This is a genomic window from Ferrovibrio terrae, from assembly GCF_943371255.1.
GTDB lineage: Bacteria > Pseudomonadota > Alphaproteobacteria > Ferrovibrionales > Ferrovibrionaceae > Ferrovibrio > Ferrovibrio terrae_B.
Genome location: NZ_CALRUC010000133.1, coordinates 1 through 11,101 on the forward strand (window position 1 = coordinate 1; position 11,101 = coordinate 11,101).

The following is an 11,101-nucleotide window of genomic DNA, read 5'->3' on the forward strand; positions in this document are numbered from 1 at the left end:
AGCATGGCGCGACGGGCATTGTCGGCGGCCAGGGCCCGGCAGATATCGTCGACGGCGCGGCAGGCATTGGCTGCATGATTCTCGTCGCGCTTGATCGCACCCCAGACCGCCATCACCGCATCGCCGATGAACTTGTCGACGATGCCGCCATGGGCCTCGATGCAGGCGGTCACCAGGGCGAAATGCTCGTTCAGGATATCGGCGGTTTCCTGCGCGCTGAGTTGCTCAGACATCGCGGTGAAGCCGACCAGGTCGGTGAACAGCACGGTCACGTCGCGCTGCTTGCTGGAGTTGATGGCATCTTCGCCCTCGCGCACCAGGCGATTGACCAGCTTGCGCGGCACATAGTTGCCGAACCAGCGCAATGCCGCATTGGCGGCATTGATCGCCTGGGCGGCATCGTCGAGTTCGCGCAGGCGGGTGCGTTCCAGCGGCGGGGTGTCGAAATCCAGGTTGCGCAGCCGGTTGGCGGCATCGCCGATGGCCAGCAGCGGCCGGCGGATCAGATAGCCAAGGCGCCATGCGACCAGCAGCGAGAGGATCAGGCTGATGCCGCCGACGATGGCGGAGAGCTGCAGGCGCTTGATTTCGGTTTCGATCTGGTCAAAGGCGAAATAGCGGCCGATCAGCCAGGGCCTGTCGCCATAGGCATTGAGGCGGCGGTAGACGAAAATCCACCGCCGGTCATCGGCCTCCACGATATGGGCGCCTTCGCTGCCCAGCATGGCGCGGGCCAGCGTGACATCGATGCGACCGCTCCAGATCTGCCGCAGCACCGGATCGTGAATATCCTTCAGCAGCGGCACCGGTTTTTCCATCGACAAAGCGTAGTCGTGGTTCAGCAGGGTGGGGTGCGCCAGCACGGCATCATCGCCGTGCAGAATGAAATTCACCGCCTCGCCATCGACGCTGTCGGTTTCCAGCAGTCGCGACAGGGTGCCGAGCGACACCACGGCCAGGGTTTCGCCGGCGAAGACGCCATCCACCACCACCGGTGCATGGGCATTGATCAGGGCCTGGCCGATCTCAGGATTCCAGATCAGGTCGCCCCAGCTGACCGGGTTGGCGTGTGCTTCCTTGCGGATGGCGGTGCCATAGAGCCGGCGCACCGCCTCGTCGCGCGCCGCCGTATCCGGATATGTCAGGATCGAGCCGTGCAATGCCTCGTAGCGCCCGCTGCCCAGCAGGCGCCCCACGCGGGTCGCAATCAGGTCATTGCGCAGCAGGCCGACGGCATCGACCTGCGGCAGGGCATCCAGCGTGGCGATCATGTAGTCGGTCAGACGGCCGACATCGTTCAGGCCGATCTGCTTGTTCTGCAGCTGCTGACGCAGGGCCTCCACCTGACGGGCGGCCGGATCAAGCTGCAGCTGGGTACGCTCGATCAGCCGGTTCACGATGCTGTCATTGCGGTCGCGCAGCAGGTCGACGGTGTTGAGGCGGCCGCTGACCAGGGCGATGCCGTAGGCGATGCCGGCGAGCAGCATCAGCATGCCGACGCCAAGCGTCAGCACGCGTGAAATCGACAGGCGCATCCTGTGGCGGCCGGTTTCTGGCGGCGGTGATACGGCTGGCAGAGAGTCGGTCAGTGGCAGGCCGGCAGCGACAGGCTGCTCACCCCTTGGTTCGGGCAAGGGCTTCGACCTGCTTGCGCAGTTCTTCCATCTGCTTCTTCAGCGTGTCGACCTCGACGGGATTCTCGCCCGCCGCGGCCTTTTCGCCAGCTGCCGCGACCGAGGATCTGTCGGCGTCGTTCATGCCGGCGACGAAGGGGTTGAACAGCGTCATGGCGCGCTGGAACATCGCCATGTTCTGGCGGCCCATTTCCTCGATGCTGCGGAACGGGAACATCTCGCCAAAGGACTCGGCCATATACTGCCGCATCTGGTCCTGGTTGCGCTGGAACGATGTCATCGAGATTTCCAGATAGCTCGGCACCAGGGTCTGCAGGCTGTCGCCATAGAAGGTGATCAGTCGACGGAGGAAGCCGATCGGCAACAGCTGCTGCCCGCCCTTGGATTCCTCTTCGAAAATGATCTGCGTGAGCACGCCGCGCGTGATGTCTTCGCCGGTTTTTGCATCTTCGACGAGGAAATCCTGACCGTCCTTCACCATCTGGCACAGGTTTTCGAGAGTCACGTAGGAAGACGTTGCCGTATTATACAGCCGGCGGTTCGCATATTTTTTGATCTTAATTGCTGGCGCTGCTGTCGTCTGGTCGGTCTCGGCCACGGTCCTGCGCTCCCTAGGATTGTTGCAGGGCATTTCACTCGTTATCGTTTGTGTACGCAAGTCTCTTGTGCGCTGCGAAAAGGTGGCTCCAAATCGCCACTTCGGTGTACGCTGCCGGCATGGACGATCCGAAGGCAAAAGCTGGCGGGGGCGATGCGCAGGCACTGGCGCAGCGCTTTCTCGACCTCTGGCAGGAGCAGGCCGGACTGCTGGCCACCGACCCGAAACTGGCGGAACTGTCGGCCAACTGGCTGACCCTGTGGCAGCAGGGGGCCCAGAAAGCCCAGCAGGCCGCCCAGACAGCAGCCACTCAAGCGGGAGGCGGACATGGCGCAACACCCGGAACCGCCCAAAGCAGATCGCCCGGAGCCACGTCTGGGGCCGCGTCCGCTGCCGCTGCATCTGGCCACGGCCAACCTGATGCTGCTGAGCTCGCTCGCCGTCTGGCCGATTGCGAAAGACGGCTTGTCGTATTGGAATCCGCACTTGCAGCCGCGCTTGGGCAGCCTGCTGCCAAGCCTCGCCAGCGTCGATCCAAATGAGTTCACTGCCGCGCTGATCAGCGCCGGTCTGGCGCGCATTGGCGCGATGACCGGTGGCATGCAGCGGTATCGCCGGCATGGGCGCCGTCGCGACCTGCCCGATCCGCCTGTCTTCTGGCGCGAAGGCAGCAGTCGCGTGCTCGCATATGGCGAGGCCGGTATGCCCGTGTTGCTGGTGCCGTCATTGGTCAACCGCGCCTATGTGCTGGATCTGGCCGAGGGGCAAAGCCTGGCGCGCTGGCTGCCCGGACAGGGGATGCGACCCTTCCTGCTCGACTGGGGCGATCCCGGCGAGGCCGAGCAGCGCTTCGATCTTGCCACCTATATCGCCCGCATCCGCCGCGCGCTTCAGCAGATCAAACGCGAAACCGGGCAGGTGCCGATCCTGCTGGGCTATTGCATGGGCGGCAATCTGGCATTGGCGGCAGCCTTGACGGCGCCCGACGATGTGGCGGCGCTGGCCCTGCTGGCCACGCCATGGGATTTTCATGCTGGCGGCACACATCAGGCAGCCCTGGTACAGGCTCTGGCACCGGCCCTGGTGCCGGCAGCGGCCGAGGACGGGCAGGCGCCGCCGATGCTGGAGGTCGACACGCTGCAGGGTTTCTTCTGGGCGCTCGATCCCTTCACGGCTCTGAAGAAGTTCACCCAGTTCGCCGCGATGCCCGAAGGCAGCGAAGCCGAGCGCCGCTTTGTCGCCATGGAAGACTGGCTGAATGACGGCGTGCCGCTGGCCGGACCGGTGGCCCGTGAATGCCTGCTCGGCTGGTATGGTGAAAACCAACCTGTGGCCAGACGCTGGCTGATCGATGGGCAGCCGGTGCTGCCGCAGAACTGGCGCAAGCCCACGCTGGTGGTTTTACCCGAGCGCGACAAGCTGGTGCCTAAAGAAGGGGCTGCCGCTTTACTGGCACAAATACCCCAGGCCAGCCGGCTAGACGCCCCCAGTGGCCATATCGGCATGGTGGTGGGGCCGCGTGCCGAGAGCGGTCTGTGGCAGCCGCTGGCGGCATGGCTGAATACGGCCGTGCCGCAGGCGGAAAAACATCTGCCTGCGAACAAGAAACGTGCAGTCCGGGTCCGTGCGACCAAAGTGCAGGCCTGAAGCGCGTTTTTGCACGCGGCGGGGCCTTGCCGCATTTGCGAAAAGGCCGGTATCGTTTACGCGATAACGCCTCGCCAAACATAAAGTCCGATCTATGGAGGACCCCATGACCGATATCGTCATCGCCAGCGCCGCGCGCACGCCGGTCGGCTCGTTCAACGGCGCGCTCAGCGGCGTGCCAGCCCATTATCTCGGCCAGGTCGCCATCGATGGCGCCCTGAAGCGCGCCGGCGTGCAGCCGAATGAGGTCAGCGAAGTGATCATGGGGCAGATCCTGACCGCCGCGCAGGGCCAGAACCCGGCCCGTCAGGCCTCGATCAATGCCGGCCTGCCGGTGGAAGTGCCGGCCTGGGGTGTCAACATGCTGTGCGGCTCCGGCCTGCGCGCAGTGGCGCTCGGCTTCCAGGCGGTGCGCAATGGCGACAGCGCCATCGTGGTCGCCGGCGGCCAGGAAAGCATGAGCCAGGCGCCGCATGCCGCATACCTGCGTGCCGGCCACAAGATGGGCGATCTCGGCTTCATCGACACCATGATCCGCGATGGCCTGTGGGATGCCTTCAACGGCTACCACATGGGCAACACGGCGGAGAACGTGGCCAAGCAGTTCCAGATCACCCGCGATCAGCAGGATGAATTCGCCGCCAAGAGCCAGAACAAGGCTGAGGCCGCGCAGAAGGCCGGCAGGTTCAAGGACGAGATCGTTCCCGTCACCATCAAGGGCCGCAAGGGCGACACCGTGGTGGAGAATGACGAATACATCCGTCACGGTTCCACCGTCGACGCCATGAAGGCGCTGCGGCCGGCTTTTGCCAAGGACGGCTCGGTCACGGCGGGCAATGCCTCGGGCATCAACGATGGTGCGGCAGCCGTGGTGCTGATGAGCGCCGAGGAAGCCAAGAAGCGCGGCGTGAAGCCGCTCGCCCGCATCGTCAGCTGGGCACAGTCGGGCGTCGATCCGTCCATCATGGGCACCGGCCCGATCCCGGCCTCGCGTGAGGCGCTGCGCAAGGCCGGCTGGAAGGCCAGCGATCTCGACCTGATCGAGGCCAACGAAGCCTTTGCCGCCCAGGCCTGCGCCGTGAACAAGGATATGGGCTGGGATACCGACAAGGTGAACGTCAATGGCGGCGCCATCGCCATTGGCCATCCGATCGGCGCCTCGGGCGCCCGTGTGCTGGTGACGCTGCTCTATGAAATGCAGCGCCGCGACGCCAAGAAGGGGCTTGCCACGCTGTGCATCGGCGGCGGTATGGGCATCGCCATGTGCGTCGCCCGCGACTAGCAATCAGGCAAAGGCCGGGAGGGGGTATCCCGGCCTTTGTTTTGTATCAATGCCATGCGGCGCACATCTGACATCATAAACGCCAGCCGCAATGGCAGATCAGAAAAGTCAAACAGGAGGAATATCCATGTCCCGCGTTGCGATTGTTACTGGCGGAACCCGAGGGATCGGTGCCGCGATTTCCAAGCTGCTGCACCAGAGCGGTTACAAGGTTGCGGCCAATTATGCCGGCAATACCGAGCGGGCCAAGGCCTTTGAGGCCGAGAGCGGGATCAGGGCCTACAAGTGGGATGTCGCCAATTACGAGGAATGCGTCGAAGGCGTGAAGAAGGTCGAACATGACCTCGGCCCGGTCGATGTGATCGTCAACAATGCGGGTATCACGCGCGACGGCACCATGCACAAGATGAGTCACGATCAGTGGCAGGCCGTGCTGGATACCAATCTCGGTGGTTGCTTCAACATGTGCCGCGCCACCATCGACGGCATGCGCGAGCGGGGCTTCGGCCGCATTGTCAACATCGGTTCGATCAATGGCCAGGCCGGCCAGTATGGCCAGGTCAACTACGCTGCAGCGAAGTCTGGCATCCATGGCTTCACCAAGGCGCTGGCACAGGAAGGTGCGGCGCGCGGCATCACCGTGAACGCCATCGCCCCAGGTTATATCGACACCGACATGGTATCGGCCGTGCCGGCCAATGTGCTGGAAAAGATCGTCGCCAAGATTCCGGTCGGCCGTCTCGGTCGGGCCGAGGAAATCGCGCGCGGCGTGCTGTTCCTGGTTGCCGATGAAGGTGGCTTCATCACCGGCTCGACTCTGAGCATCAATGGCGGCCAGCATATGTACTGATCCGCCCCGCAGGGTGTGACGCGATGGCCCGCAGCGCAAGCTGCGGGCCATTTTGTTTCACGATGTCGGATTGATTGGCGACAGCGCGGTGAGCAGGAAGCCGACCGAACCATCCTCGCGCAGGAAGGGCAGGGTCAGCCGCTCGACCTGCATGAATTCCCGGGTTGGAATCATGAAGGATGATCGACTGATATGGGGTTGTCCGGTTGCAATGGCGTGATTGAGCCGCTCGATGTTGAGACGGATTTCAGGGGTGTCGCCGATTTCATCAAGATAACGACTGGTCGGATCGAAGCCGAACATCTCGACGATGGCGGTGCCGGCCAGACGATAATAGAAGCGGAATGGATCGCCGCCCGGCAGGCCGGGATGCAATTCCATCAGGATCAGTCCGGGCAGGACCGATGGGGGCAGCGCCAGCGGATCGAGAACGGAACGCGGCGGCGGGCGGCCATCGGGCCCGCGACTGGCGGTCCAGAATTCAAGCAATCGAACCAGATTCGCGCTGATCAGTTCGACCTGCAGCATATTCGCGACGCCCCCATGCCCAACGGCGTTCTGCCAGCGTTGCATTGCGTTACCGCCAAGTAAAGGAAATCTGCCATTTGTGGTGGTTCCAGACGGCCAGGCTCACCGAGATTTGTCACAGCGAAACCAACATAAATTCGCCATGATCCATGCGCAGTCTGGTTTCATAGCAGCCAAGGAGGCTGTGCCATGAAAGCGCCGTTTGCTGTTGCCGCCCTATTCGCCATAGCTGCCGGAATTGCTCTGGCACCGCCCGCCAGAGCCGACAGTTACTCCTTCAGCTATTCCAGTGGCGGCTGGCATTCACGGCCATGGTATGGCCCCGGCCGGCACCACCATGGGCCACCGCGGCACTATCACTCATATAGCTATTCCTACTGGGACCGGCCCTATTATGGCCCGCCGGCCTATCGTCCCAGTGTGGTGATCGTGCAGCCGCCTCCGGTCGCTTATTACAGCGCGCCGCCGCCGGTAGTTTACGCGCCGTCGCCCTATGGCGGCCAGCTATCAGCCGTGCCGGCCTCGCCGGTATTCCGGACCACCAATGGGCAGTACTGCCGCGAATACCAGGCCGGCGTTACCGTAAATGGCGTGATGCAGCCGAGTTACGGCACCGCCTGCCTGATGCCCGATGGTGCCTGGCGCGTGGTGAACTGAGCCGCAGACCGGCCACACCATAGTCACGCCCAAATCGCCGCGCCGCCCTTAACTCTGCCTGCAGGTTCGACGGAGGAGAGCGGTGTGACGACATCCCGACAGAGCTATGTGAAACGTGGCAATCGCCGCATTGGCGGCTGGCTGTTTCCCTACAGTGCGCGGTTCATCGACATGCTGCTCGATCTGCAGCTTGAATGCGGGGTGCAGGGCGCCGTGGGTGAGATCGGCGTACATCATGGCAAGCTGTTCATCTTGCTTGCGCTCGGACGTCGCGTCGAAGAAGCCGCTTTTGCCATTGATGTCTTCGATCACCAGCATCTCAACCTTGACCGATCAGGCAAGGGCGATCGCGATGTTTTTCTCGCCAATGTCCGGCGATGGCTGGCCCGGCCCGATGCGATCCACATTCTGCAGCGTTCTTCGTTAAATGTAGCACCTGCCGATCTGTTGCAGGCCTGCGGTCCGGTACGGATAGCCTCTATCGATGGCGGTCATACGGAGGAGTGCGTGGTGAACGACCTGCTACTGGTCCAGGCGGTGCTGGCGCCGCGGGGCGTTGTCATCCTTGATGATAATTTCAACGAATTCTGGCCTGATGTGTCCTCCGGTGTTGCACGCTACCTGTTCGATCCTGCAGCGACGATGCGCCCTTTTGCCATCACCCCGAACAAGACCTATTTCGCGGCCACCGGGGATGTCGGCTTCTATCGTCGCCTGCTGCGCAGCCGTAACGCCTACTTTTTTGAAAAGACCGCGCGACTGTTCGGTTGCGATATCGATATCTTCGGCACCCAGGCCTATACCTTCTCCCTGAAACGGCGCGTGATCGAGCGGATACGGCATACCCCAGTCGCCCCTTATGCACGCGCCCTGCGGGCGACGATGCGGCGGCTGGCGCGCTGAAAACTGCGGCAAACCCGCAAACATTCCCGTAAGCTGCGACAAATCGCGCTGAACTTACCTGACTGGCGGCGTGTGATTGCGATCCGCATCGTGGCAAAATGGCCGGGCATCCTGTGGAGAATGCCTCATGTCCATATCTGTCGGCTCTCAGCCCATGATTGATGGCAAACCTGACACCCTCACGCAGGTGCAGCGCCGCCGGAAGCAGTTCGTGTTCGGCAGCGGCCTGCTGTTGCTGCTTGTCTTGCTGTTCACGGAATCGATATGGCCGTCCGCCGGCTGGCAGCATGAAGCCTGCGAGATGTTCGGCTACGGCCTGATTCTCGCCTGCATCGCCGGCCGCACCTGGTGCTCGCTGTATATCGGCGGCCGCAAGAAGAAGCTGCTGGTCGATGAGGGGCCCTATTCGATCAGCCGCAACCCGCTCTATCTGTTTTCCATGCTGGGTGGCGCAGGCGTTGGCCTGCAGGCCGGTAATGTGACGACAGGCCTGATCTTCGGCCTGTTCATATTTGCCGTCTTCAGCGTGGTGATCGTGCAGGAGGAGGCCTTCCTGAAGTCACGCTTCCCGGCTGAATTCGCCGCTTATGCCGCACAGGTGCCACGCTGGGGGCCGCGCCTGTCAGGCTGGCATTCAGCTGCCGAAATCCTGGTGCGGCCCCGCTTTGTGCTGACCACCTTCCGCGACGCGCTCTGGTTCATCGCGGCGATTCCGGTGATGGAGGGCATCGAACTGGCACAGGAGGCCGGTTGGCTGCCGGTGCTGTTGCAAATCCCCTGAGCCCAGTGGGTTGTGCATCGCAATAATATTGACAGACGGCGAAATAGCGATTGACGATCGTTGGTAAGGCAAACAATACTTCCTCATAACAAAAATATGGAGGAAGCCCACCATGCGCATTGTCACCTGTGCCGCCCTGCTTGCTTTGGCCGGCAGTGCCGCTTTGAATCCCGCTCTGGCCGCCGATCCGAAACCGGTCAAGGTCGGTGTGCTCAACGACATGTCCAGCGTCTACGCTGATTTCCAGGGCCCCGGCTCGGTGCTGGCCGCCCAGATGGCGGCGGAAGACTACATGAAGACCAGCAAGCGCAAGGTCGAAGTGGTCTTTGCCGATCACCAGAACAAGCCCGATGTCGGCGCCAATGTTGCACGGCAGTGGTATGACATCGACAAGGTTGACGTGATCGTCGATATCCCGCATTCCGCCGTGGCGCTCGCGGTCAACGAGATCGCACGCGACAAGAACAAGGCCGTGATCGGCTCGGGTGCCGGCAGCGGGGTGCTGACGGGCGAGCGCTGCTCGCCGAATTTCGTGCACTGGACCTATGATACCTGGTCCTACGGTCATTCGGCGGCGCGCGCAGCCTTTGCCCAGGGCGGCAAGAAGTGGTTCTTCCTCACAGCCGACTATGCCTTCGGCCATGACCTGGAAAAGCAGGCTTCTGATGAGGTCAAGGCGCTGGGCGGCAGCATTCTTGGCGCGGTGCGCCATCCGGTCGGCGCCAGCGACTTCAGTTCCTTCCTGCTGCAGGCGCAGTCCTCGGGTGCCGATGTGGTGGCCTTTGCCAATGCCGGTGGCGACCTGACCAATGCCCTGAAACAGGCGGCCGAGTTCGGCATGGCCGAGAAGCAGCGCATTGTCGGACTGATTTTCGGCATCACCAACGTGCCGGCGCTCGGCCTGAAGGCGGTGCAGGGCCTGCAGTCGGTGGCACCGTTCTACTGGGATATGAACGACGGTACCCGCGAGTGGTCGAAGCGCTTCCAGGCCCGTCATGCCAAGAAGATGATGCCGAATGACATGCATGCCGGCGTCTATGCCGGTGTCATGCATTACCTGAAGGGGGTCGACAAGGTGGGCGAGGCGACCGATGGCCGTGCCGTGGTGGCGGCGATGAAGGCGATCCCGACCGATGACCCGCTGTTTGGCAAGGGCAGCATTCGCATCGATGGCCGCAAGCTGCATCCGATGTATGTGCTGGAAGCCAAGAAGCCGGCGGAGTCGAAGGGCGACTGGGATTTCCTCAAGGTGGCGGCGACGGTACCGGCGGACAAGGCTTTCCGCCCGCTGTCTGAAGGCAATTGCCCGCTCGCCAAGTAAGCGCGGTTTGGTGTGTTGCGCCCGGCGCCGGATCACATCCGGCGCCGGCTGCGTTTCAGCCAGGTGGTTTGCCGATTGCAATGACAGGTTTTTAATGCTGCTGTAAGGTGCTTGAACAAACGGGTGTCAACGGGACGATTGTGTCATTGCAGCCGCCGGGTCCAGTCACCGACATTACGGCCTTCCGCCATGTGAAGGATCCGCTGCTGCACCAGTTTCTGGACTATTACCTGACTTTGCGACAGGGCGACCGGGTGCCACGGCGCAGCCAGGTTTCGCCGATGGATTTTCCCCGGCTGCTCAGCAATATCTTTCTCTATGAATGTGACACGACAGCACAGGATTTCCACCTGCGCCTTGCCGGCAGCCAGGTGGCCGAGATGCTGCAGACGATGAAGGCTGGCACGAAGATGTCGGATGTTTTCCCGCCCGATGTTTTCCCCATCGTCCTGCAGCGTTATCGCCGTGTCTGCACCGACCTTGCCGTCATGCACAATATCGGCAAGGTCTTTCATCTGATGGGCGGGACGGGCATGGGTGAACGCATTGTCATGCCGTTGCTCGACAATGCGGGCGTGCCGAGCTTCATCATCGGTGCCACGGTCTATATGCTGCCCAAGGACGAAATTCACGTGCCGCCGGGTCGTGAACCGCAGGTCGTGACCTACACACCCCTGTAAGACCGCCCTGGCAGGCGTGGATATGTATGAACGGTCACAGATGGGCTTCTGTGGCCTTTATTGCACCACCAGCTGCGTATATGCTTCGCGGAAATCCGCCAAGATGGCCCCATGACCGAGCAAGCTTCAGGAATCCGTCGCAAGTTGATCACGATCTTCTGCGCCGATGTGCAGGGCTACAGCGCGCTGGTCGAGCGCGATGAGGTTGGCACCGTCACAC

Annotated in this window: 11 protein-coding genes; 8 read left to right on the forward strand and 3 right to left on the reverse strand. The window is 62.5% G+C overall.

The window, feature by feature from the left end; translation table 11 throughout:
* Together AAG799_RS20120 and phaR are read right to left on the reverse strand one after the other, a co-directional pair.
* A partial coding sequence (locus AAG799_RS20120) for an adenylate/guanylate cyclase domain-containing protein (protein ID WP_341898668.1) occupies positions 1-1,535 on the reverse strand: 1,535 nt, incomplete at its 3' end.
* A 79-nt stretch (positions 1,536-1,614) separates the two neighbouring features.
* On the reverse strand, positions 1,615-2,265 hold the full coding sequence (gene phaR, locus AAG799_RS20125) for a polyhydroxyalkanoate synthesis repressor PhaR (protein WP_341898669.1): 651 nt from the start codon (positions 2,263-2,265) through the stop codon (positions 1,615-1,617).
* A 294-nt stretch (positions 2,266-2,559) separates the two neighbouring features.
* On the opposite strand from phaR, the gene AAG799_RS20130 reads away from it, so the two are divergent.
* The 3 genes from AAG799_RS20130 (at position 2,560) to phbB (ending at position 6,011) form a co-directional block, all read left to right on the forward strand.
* Positions 2,560-3,879 (forward strand): alpha/beta fold hydrolase, encoded by a 1,320-nt coding sequence (locus AAG799_RS20130; protein WP_341898670.1) that lies wholly within the window; start codon positions 2,560-2,562, stop codon positions 3,877-3,879.
* A gap of 106 nt (positions 3,880-3,985) precedes the next feature.
* Complete coding sequence (locus AAG799_RS20135; RefSeq protein ID WP_341898672.1) at positions 3,986-5,161, forward strand: acetyl-CoA C-acetyltransferase; 1,176 nt, start codon at positions 3,986-3,988, stop codon at positions 5,159-5,161.
* A gap of 127 nt (positions 5,162-5,288) precedes the next feature.
* Positions 5,289-6,011, forward strand: a complete 723-nt coding sequence (gene phbB / locus AAG799_RS20140) for an acetoacetyl-CoA reductase (protein ID WP_341898673.1) — start codon at positions 5,289-5,291, stop codon at positions 6,009-6,011.
* Between the two features lie 57 nt (positions 6,012-6,068).
* On the opposite strand, the gene AAG799_RS20145 is transcribed toward phbB, so the two are convergent.
* Positions 6,069-6,539 (reverse strand): hypothetical protein, encoded by a 471-nt coding sequence (locus AAG799_RS20145; protein ID WP_341898674.1) that lies wholly within the window; start codon positions 6,537-6,539, stop codon positions 6,069-6,071.
* A gap of 189 nt (positions 6,540-6,728) precedes the next feature.
* Here AAG799_RS20145 and AAG799_RS20150 point away from each other — a divergent pair, with 189 nt between their 5' ends.
* The 5 genes from AAG799_RS20150 (at position 6,729) to AAG799_RS20170 (ending at position 10,881) form a co-directional block, all read left to right on the forward strand.
* Complete coding sequence (locus tag AAG799_RS20150; protein ID WP_341898676.1) at positions 6,729-7,196, forward strand: hypothetical protein; 468 nt, start codon at positions 6,729-6,731, stop codon at positions 7,194-7,196.
* A gap of 84 nt (positions 7,197-7,280) precedes the next feature.
* Complete coding sequence (locus AAG799_RS20155; RefSeq protein ID WP_341898677.1) at positions 7,281-8,099, forward strand: class I SAM-dependent methyltransferase; 819 nt, start codon at positions 7,281-7,283, stop codon at positions 8,097-8,099.
* A 154-nt stretch (positions 8,100-8,253) separates the two neighbouring features.
* Entirely contained in the window at positions 8,254-8,880 is a 627-nt protein-coding gene (locus AAG799_RS20160) for an isoprenylcysteine carboxylmethyltransferase family protein (protein ID WP_341898680.1), read from the forward strand.
* A gap of 112 nt (positions 8,881-8,992) precedes the next feature.
* Complete coding sequence (locus tag AAG799_RS20165) at positions 8,993-10,201, forward strand: ABC transporter substrate-binding protein (RefSeq protein WP_341898681.1); 1,209 nt, start codon at positions 8,993-8,995, stop codon at positions 10,199-10,201.
* A gap of 146 nt (positions 10,202-10,347) precedes the next feature.
* The gene (locus AAG799_RS20170; protein ID WP_341898682.1) at positions 10,348-10,881 is read left to right on the forward strand and encodes a PAS domain-containing protein; all 534 of its coding nucleotides are present in this window, start codon (positions 10,348-10,350) and stop codon (positions 10,879-10,881) included.
* The last annotated feature ends 220 nt before the right edge of the window (positions 10,882-11,101 follow it).

Excerpts from the sequence above, each read along its gene's own strand:
- phaR (WP_341898669.1), bottom strand. The coding sequence starts at position 2,265 with ATGCCCTGCAACAATCCTAGGGAGCGCAGGACCGTGGCCGAGACCGAC.
- AAG799_RS20130 (WP_341898670.1), top strand. The coding sequence starts at position 2,560 with ATGGCGCAACACCCGGAACCGCCCAAAGCAGATCGCCCGGAGCCACGT.
- AAG799_RS20135 (WP_341898672.1), top strand. The coding sequence starts at position 3,986 with ATGACCGATATCGTCATCGCCAGCGCCGCGCGCACGCCGGTCGGCTCG.
- phbB (WP_341898673.1), top strand. The coding sequence starts at position 5,289 with ATGTCCCGCGTTGCGATTGTTACTGGCGGAACCCGAGGGATCGGTGCC.
- AAG799_RS20145 (WP_341898674.1), bottom strand. The coding sequence starts at position 6,539 with ATGCTGCAGGTCGAACTGATCAGCGCGAATCTGGTTCGATTGCTTGAA.
- AAG799_RS20150 (WP_341898676.1), top strand. The coding sequence starts at position 6,729 with ATGAAAGCGCCGTTTGCTGTTGCCGCCCTATTCGCCATAGCTGCCGGA.
- AAG799_RS20160 (WP_341898680.1), top strand. The coding sequence starts at position 8,254 with ATGATTGATGGCAAACCTGACACCCTCACGCAGGTGCAGCGCCGCCGG.
- AAG799_RS20165 (WP_341898681.1), top strand. The coding sequence starts at position 8,993 with ATGCGCATTGTCACCTGTGCCGCCCTGCTTGCTTTGGCCGGCAGTGCC.